Annotated in this window: 16 protein-coding genes; 11 read left to right on the top strand and 5 right to left on the bottom strand. The window is 67.3% G+C overall.

The window, feature by feature from the left end; all coding sequences use genetic code 11:
- Window positions 1-38 precede the first annotated feature (38 nt).
- Window positions 39-1,334 carry an adenylosuccinate synthase gene (locus tag ACE3OG_RS06640; RefSeq protein ID WP_374306943.1) on the bottom strand — a complete coding sequence of 432 codons (1,296 nt, stop codon included), beginning with the start codon at window positions 1,332-1,334 and terminating at the stop codon, window positions 39-41.
- A gap of 304 nt (window positions 1,335-1,638) precedes the next feature.
- Here ACE3OG_RS06640 and rpmE point away from each other — a divergent pair, with 304 nt between their 5' ends.
- On the top strand, window positions 1,639-1,869 hold the full coding sequence (gene rpmE, locus ACE3OG_RS06635) for a 50S ribosomal protein L31 (protein WP_374306941.1): 231 nt from the start codon (window positions 1,639-1,641) through the stop codon (window positions 1,867-1,869).
- A gap of 507 nt (window positions 1,870-2,376) precedes the next feature.
- On the opposite strand, the gene ACE3OG_RS06630 is transcribed toward rpmE, so the two are convergent.
- Window positions 2,377-2,910 (bottom strand): DUF1465 family protein, encoded by a 534-nt coding sequence (locus ACE3OG_RS06630; protein WP_374306939.1) that lies wholly within the window; start codon window positions 2,908-2,910, stop codon window positions 2,377-2,379.
- Between the two features lie 233 nt (window positions 2,911-3,143).
- On the opposite strand from ACE3OG_RS06630, the gene ACE3OG_RS06625 reads away from it, so the two are divergent.
- The 4 genes from ACE3OG_RS06625 to ACE3OG_RS06610 all read left to right on the top strand — a co-directional run bounded on the left by ACE3OG_RS06625 (window position 3,144) and on the right by ACE3OG_RS06610 (window position 6,606).
- Window positions 3,144-3,935 (top strand): hypothetical protein, encoded by a 792-nt coding sequence (locus ACE3OG_RS06625; protein WP_374306937.1) that lies wholly within the window; start codon window positions 3,144-3,146, stop codon window positions 3,933-3,935.
- Window positions 3,936-4,192: 257 nt separating this feature from the next.
- Window positions 4,193-5,068 carry a 3-hydroxybutyryl-CoA dehydrogenase gene (locus ACE3OG_RS06620; RefSeq protein WP_374306936.1) on the top strand — a complete coding sequence of 292 codons (876 nt, stop codon included), beginning with the start codon at window positions 4,193-4,195 and terminating at the stop codon, window positions 5,066-5,068.
- 381 nt (window positions 5,069-5,449) lie between these two features.
- Window positions 5,450-5,827, top strand: coding sequence for a DUF4345 domain-containing protein (locus ACE3OG_RS06615; RefSeq protein ID WP_374306935.1), 378 nt, complete (start codon window positions 5,450-5,452; stop codon window positions 5,825-5,827).
- 209 nt (window positions 5,828-6,036) lie between these two features.
- Complete coding sequence (locus tag ACE3OG_RS06610; protein WP_374306933.1) at window positions 6,037-6,606, top strand: HNH endonuclease; 570 nt, start codon at window positions 6,037-6,039, stop codon at window positions 6,604-6,606.
- A 25-nt stretch (window positions 6,607-6,631) separates the two neighbouring features.
- On the opposite strand, the gene argE is transcribed toward ACE3OG_RS06610, so the two are convergent.
- On the bottom strand, window positions 6,632-7,816 hold the full coding sequence (argE, locus tag ACE3OG_RS06605; RefSeq protein ID WP_374306931.1) for an acetylornithine deacetylase: 1,185 nt from the start codon (window positions 7,814-7,816) through the stop codon (window positions 6,632-6,634).
- 33 nt (window positions 7,817-7,849) lie between these two features.
- Entirely contained in the window at window positions 7,850-8,242 is a 393-nt protein-coding gene (gene apaG / locus ACE3OG_RS06600; RefSeq protein ID WP_374306929.1) for a Co2+/Mg2+ efflux protein ApaG, read from the bottom strand.
- A gap of 280 nt (window positions 8,243-8,522) precedes the next feature.
- Here apaG and ACE3OG_RS06595 point away from each other — a divergent pair, with 280 nt between their 5' ends.
- The 3 genes from ACE3OG_RS06595 to ACE3OG_RS06585 all read left to right on the top strand — a co-directional run bounded on the left by ACE3OG_RS06595 (window position 8,523) and on the right by ACE3OG_RS06585 (window position 11,898).
- A complete protein-coding gene (locus ACE3OG_RS06595; RefSeq protein ID WP_374306927.1) occupies window positions 8,523-9,680 on the top strand; it encodes a 2'-deoxycytidine 5'-triphosphate deaminase in 1,158 nt (385 codons plus the stop codon).
- A gap of 154 nt (window positions 9,681-9,834) precedes the next feature.
- Window positions 9,835-11,118, top strand: a complete 1,284-nt coding sequence (locus ACE3OG_RS06590; RefSeq protein WP_374306925.1) for an acyltransferase family protein — start codon at window positions 9,835-9,837, stop codon at window positions 11,116-11,118.
- Window positions 11,119-11,325: 207 nt separating this feature from the next.
- Window positions 11,326-11,898 (top strand): cytochrome b, encoded by a 573-nt coding sequence (locus tag ACE3OG_RS06585; protein ID WP_374306924.1) that lies wholly within the window; start codon window positions 11,326-11,328, stop codon window positions 11,896-11,898.
- 4 nt (window positions 11,899-11,902) lie between these two features.
- On the opposite strand, the gene dapE is transcribed toward ACE3OG_RS06585, so the two are convergent.
- The gene (dapE, locus tag ACE3OG_RS06580; RefSeq protein WP_374306922.1) at window positions 11,903-13,060 is read right to left on the bottom strand and encodes a succinyl-diaminopimelate desuccinylase; all 1,158 of its coding nucleotides are present in this window, start codon (window positions 13,058-13,060) and stop codon (window positions 11,903-11,905) included.
- A gap of 261 nt (window positions 13,061-13,321) precedes the next feature.
- On the opposite strand from dapE, the gene panD reads away from it, so the two are divergent.
- From panD to metW, 3 genes are all read left to right on the top strand, one after another.
- On the top strand, window positions 13,322-13,789 hold the full coding sequence (panD, locus tag ACE3OG_RS06575) for an aspartate 1-decarboxylase (protein WP_374306920.1): 468 nt from the start codon (window positions 13,322-13,324) through the stop codon (window positions 13,787-13,789).
- Window positions 13,790-13,950: 161 nt separating this feature from the next.
- Window positions 13,951-15,135 (top strand): homoserine O-acetyltransferase, encoded by a 1,185-nt coding sequence (locus ACE3OG_RS06570; protein WP_374306918.1) that lies wholly within the window; start codon window positions 13,951-13,953, stop codon window positions 15,133-15,135.
- Window positions 15,132-15,797, top strand: coding sequence for a methionine biosynthesis protein MetW (metW, locus tag ACE3OG_RS06565; RefSeq protein WP_374306916.1), 666 nt, complete (start codon window positions 15,132-15,134; stop codon window positions 15,795-15,797). The genes ACE3OG_RS06570 and metW overlap by 4 nt, the downstream gene beginning before the upstream one ends.
- Window positions 15,798-15,807: the final 10 nt, after the last annotated feature.

The following is a 15,807-nucleotide window of genomic DNA, read 5'->3' as shown; positions in this document are numbered from 1 at the left end:
ATAGCATAGAAGGCGCGCGCAATATGGCTTTCGCCCGCTCAATCGCGGAACGGGTCGCGCACGAGAATGGTGTCCTCGCGCTTCGGGCTCGTCGAGAGCAGCGCCACCGGCGCCTCGATCAGCTCCTCGATGCGGCGGACGTATTTGACCGCCTGCGCCGGCAGCTGCGCCCAGGAGCGCGCGCCGACCGTCGCGCCGGGCCAGCCCTCCATCGTCTCGTAGATCGGCTCGACCCGCGCCTGCGCCGCCTGGCTCGCCGGGAAGCGGTCGATCCGCCCGCCGTCGAGCGAATAGCCGACGCAAACCTTGATCTCCTCGAAGCCGTCGAGAATGTCGAGCTTGGTCAGCGCGATGCCGTCGATCCCCGAGGTCTTGACGGTCTGGCGCGTCAGCACGGCGTCGAACCAGCCGCAGCGCCGCCTGCGTCCGGTGTTGGTGCCGAATTCGTGGCCGCGGTCGCCGATCAGCTCGCCCACGGCGTCGTTGAGCTCGCTCGGGAACGGGCCGCCGCCGACGCGCGTCGTGTAGGCCTTGGCGATGCCGAGCACGTAGCCGATCGCCTTGGGTCCGAGCCCGGAGCCCGTCGCGGCGTTGGCGGCCACCGTGTTGGAGGAGGTGACAAAAGGATAGGTGCCATGGTCGACGTCGAGCAGCGCGCCCTGCGCGCCCTCGAACAGGATGCGCTTGCCCTCGCGCCGCACAGTCTCGAGCCGCTCCCACACCGCGTCGACGAACGGCAGGAGTCCCGGCGCCGCCGCATCGAGCTCGGCGCGGATCGCCGCCGCCGACACCGGCTCGAGCCCGAGGCCGCGCCGCAGCGGATCGTGATGGGCGAGCAGGCGCTCGATCTTCTCGTCGAGCAGCTCGGGCTCGGCGAGGTCCATGACGCGGATCGCGCGGCGCCCGACCTTGTCCTCGTAAGCGGGGCCGATGCCCCGCTTGGTCGTGCCGATCTTGAGGCCGGCCGAGGACGCGCCCTCGCGATGCGCGTCGAGCTCGCGGTGCAGGCCGAGAATCAGCGTGGCGTTGTCGGCGATCTTGAGGTTCTCGGGCGTCACCGCGACGCCCTGCCTGGCGATGGCGGCGATCTCGTCGAGCAGGTGGCGCGGATCGACGACGACGCCGTTGCCGATGATCGACAGCTTGCCGGGCCGCACGATGCCCGACGGCAGCAGCGCGAGCTTGTAGGTGACGCCGTCGATGACCAGCGTATGGCCGGCGTTATGGCCGCCCTGGAAGCGCACGACGACGTCCGCCTCGACCGACAGCCAGTCGACGATCTTGCCCTTGCCCTCGTCGCCCCACTGGGCGCCGACCACCGCCACGTTCGCCATCGTTCAAGCTTCGCTTCTTCTGGCGGCCCGGAAGCCGCGGGCGGCTTCGGAACTCCCGAAAAAAACAATCCCGGCGCGAGCGCCGGGGAGAGCCTTTTGCGGTACACGTTCAATGTGCGCGAGTAAAGCAATGTGAGCGCATTCGCGCGCGTCATGCGCGCCGCCGGCCCCGTCGTCCGTCTTGTCACCCGCCCGCCGCTTTGCTATAGGCCGCGGCTTCACGTCACGATCCACGGTTCGCGGCGGCGCGCAGCTGCGCCTCCTCGTCCGGGACGTTCCAGCTAGAGAGTTCGAGGCAGTCCCGATGAAGGCCGACATCCACCCGCAGTACCACGTGATCAAGGTCGTCATGACGGACGGGACCGAGTTCGAGACGCGCTCCACCTATGGGTCGGAAGGCGCGACGCTGAATCTCGACATCGACCCGAAGACGCATCCGGCCTGGACGGGCGGCTCGACGCAGCTGCTCGACCGCGGCGGACGCCTGTCGCGCTTCAACTCCCGCTTCGCCGGCCTCAGCTTCGGCAAGAAGTAAGGCCGCGCGCTCACGGAAACGGCGTCGTCCGGCCGAACAGGACGGCGCGCGTGCGTCACCGCGTCCCGCGCGTCGTTCACGCGCGCCAGCGCCTTGTCCCGCGGCGCTCTGCGCGTCGCAGCCGCAGCGCATCCGGCGCCGCCGCGCGGCCCTGCTTCTCCACAAGCTCGCGATCGAGCGCGGCGATCGTCATCTTGCCGACGATGGCGTCGGGCGCCGACTGATAGGCGCGATTGACGATGTCCCGGCTCGTCTTGTAGGCGAGGACCGCCGCCGCGGTCGACTCGCCACAGGATTTCTCCTGGATCTCGCCCGGCGCGACGCCCGCGCCGTCGAGGATGAACAGCGCGAACTGAACGCGGGCGACGTGTTCGCCGCGCGCCGAGCGTCAGATGGGCGGCGGCGTCGACGAGGCGCGCCTGCAAGGCGGCGACGTCGCAAAACAGGCTTGAGACAAGCGCCAACACGTCCCCCTGCGATCAGGACGCCGACGCCTCTCGGGCGGCGTCATCGCCCTGCGGGGCGGAAAGCCGCCTCCAGCGCCGCAAGTTGCGACGCCACCGGACCGCGCAGCTCAGCGACTCCGGCGGGGCGCGCGTCTTCATGCAGCATGACGTCGAGCCGGCGGATGCGCGCCTGCACACGCAGCGAAGCCTCGACCAGTTCGCACAGATCGCGTGGCAGATCGCGCAGCGCCGCCTCCTCGGCCGCGGCGTCCTGGCGCGAAAGCCGGATGCGGCGCTTGTCGCTCGCGGCCTCCGCGCGCGTGAGCTCGCCTTCGTTCACCGCGCGCTGGAGCAAAAGCCATGAGGCGATCTGCATGAGGCGCGTCGTGAGCCTCATGCTTTCGACGGCGTAGGCGAGCGCCGCCGGCCGCGGCAGCGCCTGCGCCTGTCGCCGCCCCTCGCCGTCGAGATAGGCGGCGGCGGCGCCGACGAGATCCATCCCGTCCTTGAAAAGCGCGTGGAACTGGTCGGAGGCGATCAGACGGTCCCCGAAGCGCACCGCCGGATCGAGGTTCGCGGAAAAGCTCTGCGGCATCGCGCCAAATGTCCCGTCGAGAAACGCCCCGCCGAAGAAAAGGCCGCGGACCGCTGGGGAGAGCGCTGGTCCGCGGCTGAGATCGAGGCGAGTGTAGCCGGCTTCGCGCGGAAGTGGGACGTAACCTTTCGTTAAGCTTAACGTGGGCGAGGCGGCGGCAGGCTTCGCGCATGGCGCGGGGCGCAGGATGGCGAACGCGTCCGGCGATCAGGCCGGCGAGCCCGGAATCGCGCATGAGCCAGCAAGAACGCGCCCAGAAACGCGCAAACGTCTTCATCGCCACGCCCTGCTTCGGCGGCCTCGTCTCGCAGCACTACATGCAGTCGGTGCTCGGGCTGGTCCAGTTCGCCGGCCAGGCCGGCTTCGACGTCATGCTCGCCATGCTCGGCCATGACTCGCTCATCACGCGCAGCCGCAACACGCTCGTCGCGCAGTTCCTGGCCGCGAGCGAGGCGACCCATCTCCTCTTCATCGACGCCGACATCGCCTTCGACGCGCGCCAGGTCGCCGACATGCTGGCTTTCGACGAGGATTTCGTCGCCGGCGTCTATCCGCTGAAGGTCATCGACTGGAGCGACGCGGCGATCCGGCGCGCCGCGACGCTGCAGGAAGGCTTCGAGGCCGCGCCCCTGCTTTACGTCGGCAGCCCCTGCGCCGGCGCCGAGCGGCGCGGACGCTTCGTTTCGGCCGTCTACTGCGGCGGCGGGTTCATGCTCCTGCGGCGCCGCGTCGTCGAACGCATGATCGAAGCCTATCCACACTTGCGCTACGAGGGCGCGCACGCCTATTCCAACGTCCGTCCCGGACCGAGCTACGCTCTGTTCGACTGCCTCATCGACCCGCAGACCGGCGCCTATGTCAGCGAGGATTTCGCCTTCTGCCAGCGCTGGCGCGACATCGGCGGCGAGATCTGGCTCGACGCCGAGGGACGCCTCACCCATGTCGGCGCCTATAACTTCCGCGGCGATCCGCGCCCGCGCCTTCTCGCCGGAGCGCCCGAGCCGCGGATGACGGCGACGCCCTGAGCCGCGTCCGCGCCGGCTGCGCCTCCGCCAAAAAGGATGAAGCCGGTTTTGAATGTGGCCAAGAGAATTTTTCCAGTCTAGAAGTCTTGTCGGTCGAACTCTGGGCGGCTCGCCCGCGGCGCATGGCGCATGATCGGAAGCTGCGCGATCCGTATATGCGCGATCCGCAGCGCGCGCGTCGCCTTTCGGCGGCCCAACGAGACGCCTCGGCCGATCGCGCCGACGGCTGGACGACGTTTCCGTTCATGGAAAGAAAAATGGCCATCAACACTATCGGAGTGATCGGCGCCGGCCAGATGGGCTCGGGCATCGCGCAGGTCTGCGCGCTCGCAGGCCTCGACGTTCTGATCAACGACGTGTCCGCGGACAAGATCGACGCGGGCCTCGCCGCGGTCGACGCGGCGCTCGTCAAGCAGATCGAGCGCGGGGCGATCGACGAGGCCGCGCGCGCCGCGGCGAAAGCGCGCATCAAGGCGACGCCCGATCTCGCCGACATGGGCGGCTGCGATCTCGTCATAGAGGCCGCCTCGGAGAACGAGGAGGTCAAGCGCAAGATATTCACTCTCCTGCGCGCCTATGTGAAGCCTGAAGTCTATCTCGCCTCCAACACCTCCTCGATCTCGATCACGCGGCTCGCCTCGGCCACCGACCGGCCGGAACGCTTCATCGGCATACATTTCATGAACCCCGTCGCGCGCATGCAGCTCGTCGAGCTCATCCGCGGCATCGCCACCGAGAACGAGACGTTCGAGGCGGCCAAGGAGCTCGTGACGCGCCTCGGCAAGAGCTACACGGTCTCGGAAGATTTCCCCGCCTTCATCGTCAACCGCATCCTGCTGCCGATGATCAACGAGGCGATCTACACGCTCTACGAGGGCGTCGGCTCGGTCGAGGCGATCGACGCCGCGATGCGCCTTGGCGCGAACCATCCCATGGGTCCGCTCCAGCTCGCCGACTTCATCGGCCTCGACACCGTGCTGTCGGTCATGCAGGTGCTGCACGAGGGGCTCGCCGATTCGAAGTACCGGCCCTGCCCGCTGCTGGTCAAATATGTCGAGGCCGGCTGGCTCGGCCGCAAGACGCAGCGCGGCTTCTACGACTACCGCAGCGGAACGCCGGTTCCCACGCGCTGAGCGTGGAATCGATCGGCGGCCGGCTTCACGGCGCCGTCGCGACGGTCCCGCCCGGCCAAGACGCCCGTTTGCGACGTGGAGCAGATTCGCGCCGCCCTCGAAGCCGCCGGCGTCATCTTCCTGGAGAACGGGAATTCCTGGAGAACGGGAAGGTCCGGGCGCGAAACCGACGCGCCGTGACGGCTGACGAGCCATGGCCCGGACCGCCGACCGCCTCCCGTGCGGAGGGAGCGCCCCTCCGCCGCGCCGCCCTTGGCTGGCGTCGAGGCGCGAGGCCCCTCGCATAGCGGACTATGATCCCGCCTTCGCTCCGCCTTCGGATTCAAGCTCTATCGCCGAAATCCGAATCGCCGCAATACTGACGAATTGGAGGGACCAGCCATGGCGACGCAGCGGAGCTTTCTGATACTGGCGTTCGGACTGGTGACGGTGATCGCCTTGCTCTATGGCGTTTCGCCGTCCTGGTTCGCGGCGACGTTCCTCGGCGTCGCCGATCCCGGCGTCAATCTCGCGCATATCTTGCGCGCCATGATGTGCCTTTATCTGGCCCTGGGGCTGTTCTGGCTGTTCGCCGCCTTCAGCGAGAAACATAGAAGAACGGCGGTGCTGACGACCATCGTCTTCGCGGGAGGGCTCGTGATCGGACGGGCGGTGAGCTTCGTGCTCGACGGGGCGCCGTCCTTTCTCCTTCTTTTTTACGCGGCCCTCGAATTGACGATCGTCCCGATCGCATGGTGGGTATATTCGAGGTCCGAATAGGCGGCGCGGGGAAGAGGCGCCGACTCCCTCGGTTAAACGCCGTCGACGCCAGGCTCGCGAACCACGTCTCGCACGCTCCCCTTCCATTTCATTGCGTCATAGGGATCCATTGTGTCATAGGAAATCGCCGCATCGGCGAGCAGAAAGAGAATTGACGGGGCGAGGCGACGAAGGTTAAAGCGGGAACGCAATAGGAGAGGCCACGCGACGTGTCGGTCCACTTCCATGCTGCGGCGTCGCCGGAGAGCTGTCCGGCCCTGGTGCTCAACGCCGATTTCCGGCCCCTGAGCTATTATCCCCTGTCGCTATGGTCATGGCAGGATGCGATCAAGGCCGTATTTCTGGACCGCGTGAACATCGTCTCAAGCTACGACAAGGCGGTGCGAAGTCCAAGCTTCGAGATGTTTCTCCCCTCCGTCGTATCGCTCAAGACTTACATCAAGCCGTCGCGCCACCCGGCCTTCACCCGGTTCAACGTTTTTCTGCGCGACCGCTTCTCCTGCCAATATTGCGGCGCCCGGCAGGATCTTACTTTCGATCATGTGATTCCCCGCTCGAAGGGCGGACTGACGACCTGGGAGAACGTCGTCGCGGCCTGCTCGCCGTGCAACCTCAGGAAAAGCGACCGGCTTCCCGACGAAGCCCACATGTGGCCGACGCACCGGCCCTTCCAGCCCACCGTCAACGACCTGCACCGCAACGGCCGGCTGTTTCCGCCGAACTATCTCCACGAAAGCTGGATGGACTATCTTTACTGGGATTCCGAGCTGGAGCCGTAGGGGTCCGCCGGTGCGCTTTCCTGCGTCAGCTCAGCTCTTTCGCCAGCCTGCGCATGAAGGCGATCGCCTCCTCGATCTGCGCCACCTCCACAAACTCGTCGGGCTGGTGCGCCTGGTCGATCGAGCCCGGCCCGCACACCACTGTCGACAGCCCGGCCGTCTGGAACTGCCCGGCTTCGGTCGCGTAGGGCACGCTGATCGTGTGGTTCGAGCGCGCGAGCTTCAGGGCCAGCGTCTCCGCCGGCGAGCCCGGCTCCGGCGAGAGGCCCGGCACCTCGACCTCTGACCATGTGTCGACCGCAGCCTCGACCGCGCCCCGGCGCAGGCGCGGCAGCGCGACGCGCGCGACATAGGCCTCGAGGCGGTCGAGGGCGAGCCTCTGCGGCACGCCCGGCAGGCTGCGGAACTCCCAGTCGAAGGCGCATTCCTTGGCGAGGATGTTGCGCGCCGTGCCGCCACGGATCACGCCGACTTCGATCGTGGAGGCGGGCGGGTCGAAGCGCCCGCCCGGGTCGCCTTCGCGCGCAAGCTCGTCGTTGACGCGGTAAAGCTCGCTCACGAGGTCGCAGGCGGCGGCCACGGCGTTGACGCCGAGATAGGGCTTGGAGGAATGCGCCTCCTGCCCGCGCACCGTCGTGCGGTAGGTGGCTACGGCCTTGTGCGCGTCGGCGACCTGCATCATCGTCGGCTCGCCGACGATGATCGCGCCCGGCCGCGGCAGGTCCGCGCCGAAGCGGCGGATCGTGTCCAGCGATCCGCGGCAGGTCGTCTCCTCGTCGTAGCTGAGCAGGATGTGGATCGGCCGCTTCAGCGCCGCGCGCTGAAACTCGGGGATCATCGCAAGGCAGACGGCGTCGAAACCCTTCATGTCGCAGGCGCCGCGTCCGTAGAGCCGGCCCTTCTCGCCGCGCAGTTCGAACGGGTCGGACGTCCAGCTCTGGCCTTCGACCGGCACCACGTCCGTGTGGCCGGACAGCGCGACGCCGCCGTCCTCCATCGGGCCGATGGTGGCGAACAGCGCGGCCTTGTCGCCCACCGCGTTGAAAACCTTGACATAGGGCGCGCCGCATTCGGCGAGCCAGGATTCGACGCCGGCGACGAGAGCGAGATTGGATTTCGAGCTTTCCGTGTCGAAGCCGACGAGCCGCTCCATCATGGCGATCGCGGCGGCGAGCCGGTCCTCTCCGGCGCGGGCGTCGTGGGCGTTCATCGGCGCGAGGCTCCGCTGCATGGCGCGCCCACGCTAGTTGAGGACGCGCCGCACGAAGGGCGAATCAAGAGAAAACACCGGAATCTGGGCGTCGAACTCCTCGCCGTTCTCGTCCACCATGCGGTACACGCCGCTCATGATCCCCGAGGGCGTCGTGAGGTTCGATCCGGAGGTGTAGCGGAAGGTCTCGCCGGGCTTCAGGATCGGCTGCTCGCCGACGACGCCCGGACCGCGCACCTCTTCAAGCTTGCCATTGCCGTCGGTGATCTTCCAGTGGCGCGCCGTGAGCTGCACCGTCCTGTCGCTCTGGTTGGCGATCTCGACCGTATAGGCCCAGAAATAGGCCGCCTGCTCGGCGTCGGAGCGTTCAGGAACGAACTCCGGCAGGACGGTGATCTGAATGTCTTGCGTGACGGCGCTATACATGACGGAAACCAGATCCCCCTCGGCTCCGAAGCGGCGCCAAGCCTAGCACACTGCGCCGGGCAGGAAAACGACGCAGGCCGGGACGAGCTGAAACCTCTTGGGCGTCAATGGGATAACAACGAGGATCCTGCGTTGGACGGTGCGGCGAACGCGCCGCCCGCAGGCGAAGAGCGCGGCGACGCGCCGGGCGCGCAGCGCATTCGACGGGCGGCGACAGGCCTTTCCTTTTCCGGCCGCCAGCCGTTAAGGTCGGCGCGTCCCGCAGCCGCGCTCCCGCCTCATGCCGCCGCCCCAGACCTCAGACACAGACGATTTCGGCCCGAACTTCGGGCTGCTCGCGCGCCAGAAGATCGAGACGATGATCCGGCGCGGCATGATCGTCGCGCAAAAACCGATCGACGACGGCCAGGCGCAGCCGGCGAGCCTCGACTTGCGGCTCGGCCCGCTCGCCTATCGCGTGCGGGCGAGTTTTCTGCCCGGCAGGGAGCGCCCCGTGATGGAGCAGCTCGCCGCCTTCGCGCGCGACGAGGACGCGATCAACCTCGAGCACGGCGCGGTGCTCGAGCGCGGCTGCGTCTATGTGATACCGCTCCTCGAGCGGCTGCGCCTGCCCGACAGCATCCTCGGCGTCGCCAATCCGAAAAGTTCGACCGGGCGCCTCGACATTTTCACGCGCCTCATCACCGACAGGTCGGAGACGTTCGACCGCGTGGCGCGCGGCTACGACGGCGCGCTTTACGCCGAGGTTTCGCCGCGCAGCTTTCCGGCGCGGGTGCGCACGGGCTCGAAGCTGAACCAGATCCGCTTCCGCCGCCTCAATTCGCAGCAGCTCCACCTCTCCGACTTCACGGTCGAGGACCGCGACCTCGCGCAGCGCCACGCGCTCCTCCCGCTGGTCGACGACGCTCTCAACCTGCGTCAGGGTCTGATCCTGAGGGTCGCGCTGAAGCCGGAGAACGGCGCGCAGCGCGAAGCCCCAATCGGCTTCAGGGCGCAGAAGCACGCCGACATCGTCGACGTCGACCGCGTCGGCGGCTACCGGCTCGCCGACTACTGGGAGCCGATCGCGCCGCGTGACGACGGACGCCTCATTCTCGATCCGGGCGAATTTTACATTCTCGCGTCGCGGGAGCGGCTGCATATTCCACGCGACCTCGCCGCCGAGATGGTGCCGATCGACCCGGCCATGGGCGAGTTCCGCGTGCATTACGCCGGATTTTTCGATCCGGGCTTCGGCGCCGCGCCCGGCGGGCGCCCCGGCGCGCGCGCCGTGCTGGAAGTGCGCAGCCACGAGGTCCCCTTCGTGCTTGAGGACGGCCAGATCATCGGCCGCCTCGTCTACGAGAAGATGGCCGAGGCGCCGCTGACCCTCTACGGCGAAGGCTCGAACTATCAGGGGCAGGGTCTGAAGCTGTCCAAGCATTTCACGATGGGTTGACGCCGATGCGGCGTCGTGTCACGCGCCGCGCGCCGCCGCAGGGCGGAGACGAGATTGCTGCAGCGCAGCGCGTCTGATATAGTTCGATTTATATCATTCGACGCCGCCGGAAAGATGGGGCGCAGACGGGCCTCAGCTTGGCCCCAAAATTGGCTTGATTATTGCATATAGCTGCTGGAAACCAGCACTATGCCTTCTTTCCGCTACCGCCACACGCACTCGGCGCGCTTCACAGCCGCCGACGCGGCGGCGAACTACGGAGTTGAACATGGCGGCGCCTGTTTCGATCGGCCAACGACTCGACTCGCTGAAAGGCTTTGGTCCCGGCTTCGACTTCATGCGCATCGCCCTCGCGATGGGCGTGCTGATCTCCCACGCCGGAAACCTTGCGATCGGCGACGGGTTGAAGCAGACGCCATTCTGGTTCGTTGAATTCTCGATCCTTCCGATGTTTTTCGCGCTGAGCGGATTTCTCGTAACCGCCAGCGCGATGCGACTGAACCTGCGCGACTTCCTCATTCATCGCGGCGTCAGAATCGTGCCCGCGCTGTTCGTCGAAATATCCCTGTCCGCGCTTATTCTCGGCCCCCTGCTGACGACAGTTCCTCTCCGGGAATATTTTTCGGACCCTATGTTCTTTGGTTACTTTCTCAACATATTCGGCATTATTCAATATCACCTTCCCGGCGTTTTCACGGAAAACAACGTCGCTCAATATGTCGGCGTGGTGAATCGATCGCTGTGGACGATTCCACACGAGATTTTCTGCTACGTAGTGATCTCTCTCGCAATTTACTGGAACGTCTTCAACAACAGGCGCGCCGGCGCCCTGTTTTTTGCGACGATCGGCGTCATCTACGTCGCCCTTTCGTTTCTCCGCTGGCTCCCGCTCGAGCCGACAACCGTCAAGGCCGTCACGGATTTCGGCGATCAGGTGAGGGCTCTCCTGCCCTTCTTCATCCTCGGCTGCGGCCTTTATCTGCTTCGCTACAGGATTCCCTTCGACTACCGCATCTTCCTCGTCTGCGCCGTCTTCTACGTCGCCGTCGCCTTTCTCGGAAACAGCGGGCTGGTGAACAAATTCGGGATGCGGCCGGTGACCTCGATCGTGTTCACCTACATGGTCGTTTTTCTTGGCCTCGCGAGCTTGCCGCGACTGCCCTTCTACTCTAAGGGCGACTATTCCTACGGCATTTACCTTTATGGCTTCCCGTTGCAGCAGACGATCATGCAGCTTTTCCCGGCGGCGAAGAACATGTGGATCTTCGTCCCGGCGAGCATCGTCGCGGCCACGGCGGTCGCCGTGTTCTCGTGGCATGTCATCGAGAAGCCGGCGCTGCGGCTTCGCAAGTCCCTTTCCCTCACCGAGAGAGGCCACACGCGCCGCGTCAAGGATCCCGCCATGCCCAAGCCCGTCGAGGTCGCGGCGGACAGCTGAAGCGCTTTGAGCGGAAGGCGCGGACTTTTACGTCGAAAAAACGCGTCTCGGCATATGTCCAAGTCGCGGTCGGCGAGCGTTATGGCCCGGCCGAGCCGAAAGCCGCAAGGGCGCTTCACGACGGAGTGACGACGGCGCCGTCGCGGCGGGGCGCCGTCGGGCTTAAGGTCAGGCCCCGACGTCCACGCGCCATGGAGCGCCCGCCGCATGACGACCGCTTCAACCTTCGCGCAGCCGCAACGCACGCGCTACGACGGCGTCTCGCAGACGCTTCACTGGCTCACCGCGCTGCTGGTGCTCGCCGCGCTCGTGCTCGCCTGGGTGGGCGAAGCGCTGCCGCGCACGAGCGACTGGAAGGGCTATGTCTTCATGGTCCACAAATCGCTCGGCGTCACCATTCTGGCCGCGACCCTGTTCCGGCTCGTCTGGCGCGGCCTCAATCCGCCGCCGCCGGCGCCGTGGAGCTTCGAGCCGTGGGAGGTTTGGGCTGGCAAGATCACCCACGCGCTGCTCTATCTGATGCTGCTGGTCATGCCCGTGTCGGGCTATGTCCTCTCGGCGGCCAAAGGCCGCACCGTCGATTATTTCAACCTCGTGTCGTTGCCCGCGCTCGCCGAGAACAAGCCGCTCGCCGACGCCGCCACATCCGTCCATCTCGCCGCTCAATTCGCGGTCTACATCCTGATCGTCGCCCATCTTTGCGGCGTCGTCTGGCACGTCGTCGCCAGGCGCGACGGAACGCTCGGCCGCATGCTGCCGCCGCAGACGGACGCCGACTAAGCGTTCAGGCGAAATAGGCCTCGAGCACGTCGAGATAGATGGCGGCGAGCGCGCCGATCTCCGCCGTCGGCGCGCGCTCGTCGACCATGTGCATGGTCTGGCCGACGAGGCCGAACTCGAGCACGGGGCAATAGGCGCGGATGAAGCGCGCGTCGGACGTCCCGCCGCTCGTCGACAGCTCCGGGACGCGGCCGACGCCGCGCGTGATCGCCGCGCGCACCAGATCCGTGAACGCGTCCGGCTCGCTCACGAAGGCCAGCGCGTTGCAGGGCTCGAAATCAAGGGAGAAGCGCGCGCCGCCGGCCGCGCGGCCCGCGCGCGCCTCGAGCTCGGCGGAAAGGCTCTGCGGCGTCCAGGCGTCGTTGAAGCGGACGTTGAAGCGCGCCCGCGCCTGCGCCGGAATGACGTTGAAGGCCGGGTTGCCGACGTCGAAGCTGACGATCTCGAGGTTCGAGGGCTCGAAATGCGCCGTGCCCGCGTCGAGCGGCGGATCGATGAGCGCCGAGGCGACGCGCATCGCCGCGGGAATCGGATTGTCGGCGCGCCGCGGATAGCCGACGTGGCCCTGGCGGCCGAACACGGTCAGCGTCCCGTTGAGGGAGCCGCGCCGGCCGATCTTGATCATGTCGCCGAGCGCCTGCGCGTTGCTCGGTTCGCCGACGAGGCAATGGTCGAAGCGCGCGCCGCGCGCGGCGGCGAAGGCGAGCAACTTCTGCGTGCCGTTGATCGCCGGCCCCTCTTCGTCGCCGGTGATGAGGAAGCTGATCGCGCCCTTGAAGGGGCCGCGCGCGCAAAAACGGGCGGCGGCGGCGGCGAAGGCGGCGACGCCGCCCTTCATGTCGACGACGCCGCGTCCGACCACCTCACCGCCGACGATCTCGCCGCCGAAGGGGTCGCGGCTCCACAGCGCGCGATCGCCCGGCGGCACCACGTCGGTGTGGCCGGCGAAGGCGAGATGCGGCGCGTCCTCGCCGATCGTGGCGAAGAGATTGTCGATATCCGGCGTTCCGGGCTCGGAGAAGACGACGCGCTCGACCGTGAAACCTGCGTCGCGCAAATAGGCGGCGAGCGCCTCCTGCGCGCCTTCGTCGCGCGGGGTGACGGAGGGCCGGCGCACCAGCGCGCGGCAGAGTTCGACCGCCTCGTCGCCCAGTTCGCCCATCTGTCGCCTCCTGCGTCTGCGCGGCCTTCTTGGCACGGCGGGCGCACGGGCGCCAGCGCCGGCGCAAACTGCGCCCGCGGCTTACATTGCGGGCCGCGGCGCACCATTTTGGTTGTGAAGCGGCGCAAAATAGAGCATGTGCTGCGGCGGCCCCGGCGTCGCCGGCGGCCGCCGATAGCGCTCGCCCAAGCGAAGCGCGTTCTTGAAGACGCTTCTTGCGGACCTCGCGCGCCTGACGCGGCGCTAACGGAAACGGACTCGATGCGCAAAATTGTCAGCGGAAAACTCCACGGCATCCGCGTCACCGAATCGAATCTCGAATATCACGGCTCGATCACGCTCGATCCGGCGCATTGCGAGGCGGCCGGCATCCTGCCGCTCGAATTCGTGGAGATCTGGAACAAGAACTCCGGCGCCCGCATCTCGACCTATGTGATCCTCGGCCAGCGCGGTTCGCGCTGCTGCGTGCTGAACGGCGCCGCCGCGCGCACCTGCCAGCCGGGCGACGAGCTCATCATTTGCGGCTCGGCCTATGTCGGCGCCGACGAGATCGTCGACGCGAGCCCGGCCGTGCTCACCTTCGACGCCAGCAACAACGTCGTCGAGCGGCTGCGCTACTCCGTCACCCGCGACGGCGCCGGACGCTACCAGTTCGCCATCGTCGACGAGGACGGCGTCCGCCTGCAGCCGCCGCTCAAGTCCGGCGTGCGCCAGAAGCGCGCGAGCTGACGACGCGCAAAACGGGAAAATTTGTCCCGAAACGTCGCGGACGGGAGAATAAGCTCCCGTCCGGCTTGACTTTCGCCTGAATTTTCTCTTCCATATTCCGTACGGAGCGTTCGGAATACAGAACGACACCTCTGCTTCAATACGCGAAGCGACGCCGCCAAGTGACGATCGTCCTCTCCCATAAGTTGAGCGGCCTGCGCGAAGCCGACGCGCCGCACAGCCTCGTCGCGCGCTTCGGCCCCGACAAGGCGCTCGAGCTCGACTCCGGCGCGCGGCTCGAGAACTGGACGATCGCCTACCAGACCTATGGCGCGCTCAACGCCGACAGGTCGAACGCGGTCCTGTTGTGCCACGCGCTCACCGGCGACCAGCACGTCGCCAACGTCCATCCGGTGACCGGCAAGCCGGGCTGGTGGAATTCGATGGTCGGGCCGGGCAAGCCGCTCGACACCGACCGCTATTTCGTCATCTGCTCCAACGTCCTCGGCGGCTGCATGGGCACCAGCGGCCCGGCCTCGCTCGATCCCGCGACCGGGCGTCCCTATGGGCTCGACTTCCCCGTCGTGACGATCCGCGACATGGCGCGCGCGCAGGCGACGCTGATCGACCATCTCGGGATCGACGCGCTGTTTTGCGTGGTGGGCGGCTCGATGGGCGGGATGCAGGTCCTGCAATGGGTGGCGAGCTATCCGGAGCGCGTGTTCAGCGCCATGCCGATCGCCACCGCCGCCAAGCATTCCTCGCAGAACATCGCCTTCCACGAGGTCGGCCGCCAGGCGGTGATGGCCGATCCCGACTGGCGCAAGGGCCGCTATCTCGAAGAAGGGGTGATCCCGACCAAGGGCCTCGCGGTGGCGCGCATGGCCGCGCACATCACCTATCTTTCGGACGAGGCGCTGCAAAGCAAGTTCGGCCGCAAGCTGCAGGACCGGGAGTCGCGCGCCTTCTCCTTCGACGCGGAGTTCCAGATCGAGAACTACCTGCGCTACCAGGGCTCGAGCTTCGTCGACCGCTTCGATCCCAACTCCTATCTCTACGTGACGCGCGCCTGCGACTATTTCGACCTCGCCGCCGACTACGACGGCTCGCTGGCGCGCGCTTTCAAGGGCGCCAAGGCGCGCTTCTGCGTCATCTCCTTCACCTCCGACTGGCTTTACCCGACGTCCGCCTCACGGGCGATCGTCCATGCGCTCAACGCCGGCGGCGCCTCGGTCTCCTTCGTCGACATCGAGACGGACCGCGGCCACGACGCCTTCCTGCTCGACCTGCCGGAGTTCAACGCGACCTCGCACGGCTTCCTCGCCGCCGCCGCGCGGGCGCGCGGCCTGCCGGAGCGCGCGGCATGAATGGCCGCGCGGCCGCGGCCGGCCTCGACGCACGTCTTTCCGCCCTGCCCGCGACCCCGGCCGGGCGCGTCGACCTCCTGCTCGTCGCGAGCATGGTGGCGCCGCAGTCGCGCGTGCTCGACGTCGGCTGCGGCGACGGCGCTCTTCTGCGCCTGCTGTCGCGGGAGAAGGCGGTCGACGCGCGCGGCATCGAGCTGTCGCAGGGCGGCGTCAACCATTGCGTCGCGCAGGGGCTCTCGGTCATCCAGGGCGACGCCGACACCGACCTTTCCGGCTATCCCGACGACGCCTTCGACTACGTCATCCTGTCGCAGACGCTGCAGGCGACGCGCCGGCCGCGCGAGGTCGTCGAGAACATGCTGCGGATCGGACGGCGCGCCATCGTCTCCTTCCCCAATTTCGGCCACTGGCGGATCAGGGCGCAGCTCGCTCTGGGCGGCCGCATGCCGGTCACGCGCCAGCTGCCGACGCCTTGGTACGAGACGCCGAACATCCATTTCTGCACGATCGCCGACTTCGTGGCGCTGGTCGAGACGATCGGCGCGCGGATCGACCGTCGCGTCGCGCTCGACAGCGTTGGAAAGCCGCTGTCGCGCGGAGGAGGCTTCGTGCAGAACCTGTTCGGCGAGCAGGGCGTGTTCCTGCTCTCCCGCAAAGGCTGAGCGGCCCGGC

Origin of the sequence: Methylocella sp., from assembly GCF_041905455.1 — a bacterium.
Lineage (GTDB): Bacteria > Pseudomonadota > Alphaproteobacteria > Rhizobiales > Beijerinckiaceae > Methylocapsa.
Note: the sequence above shows the minus strand (reverse complement) of the source record. Positions and strands in the feature narration are given on the sequence as shown.

Bases quoted from the DNA above. Each gene is read 5' to 3' on its own strand.
- ACE3OG_RS06640 (WP_374306943.1), bottom strand. From the start codon at position 1,334: ATGGCGAACGTGGCGGTGGTCGGCGCCCAGTGGGGCGACGAGGGCAAG.
- rpmE (WP_374306941.1), top strand. From the start codon at position 1,639: ATGAAGGCCGACATCCACCCGCAGTACCACGTGATCAAGGTCGTCATG.
- ACE3OG_RS06630 (WP_374306939.1), bottom strand. From the start codon at position 2,910: ATGCCGCAGAGCTTTTCCGCGAACCTCGATCCGGCGGTGCGCTTCGGG.
- ACE3OG_RS06625 (WP_374306937.1), top strand. From the start codon at position 3,144: ATGAGCCAGCAAGAACGCGCCCAGAAACGCGCAAACGTCTTCATCGCC.
- ACE3OG_RS06620 (WP_374306936.1), top strand. From the start codon at position 4,193: ATGGCCATCAACACTATCGGAGTGATCGGCGCCGGCCAGATGGGCTCG.
- ACE3OG_RS06615 (WP_374306935.1), top strand. From the start codon at position 5,450: ATGGCGACGCAGCGGAGCTTTCTGATACTGGCGTTCGGACTGGTGACG.
- argE (WP_374306931.1), bottom strand. From the start codon at position 7,816: ATGAACGCCCACGACGCCCGCGCCGGAGAGGACCGGCTCGCCGCCGCG.
- apaG (WP_374306929.1), bottom strand. From the start codon at position 8,242: ATGTATAGCGCCGTCACGCAAGACATTCAGATCACCGTCCTGCCGGAG.
- ACE3OG_RS06595 (WP_374306927.1), top strand. From the start codon at position 8,523: ATGCCGCCGCCCCAGACCTCAGACACAGACGATTTCGGCCCGAACTTC.
- ACE3OG_RS06585 (WP_374306924.1), top strand. From the start codon at position 11,326: ATGACGACCGCTTCAACCTTCGCGCAGCCGCAACGCACGCGCTACGAC.
- dapE (WP_374306922.1), bottom strand. From the start codon at position 13,060: ATGGGCGAACTGGGCGACGAGGCGGTCGAACTCTGCCGCGCGCTGGTG.
- panD (WP_374306920.1), top strand. From the start codon at position 13,322: ATGCGCAAAATTGTCAGCGGAAAACTCCACGGCATCCGCGTCACCGAA.
- metW (WP_374306916.1), top strand. From the start codon at position 15,132: ATGAATGGCCGCGCGGCCGCGGCCGGCCTCGACGCACGTCTTTCCGCC.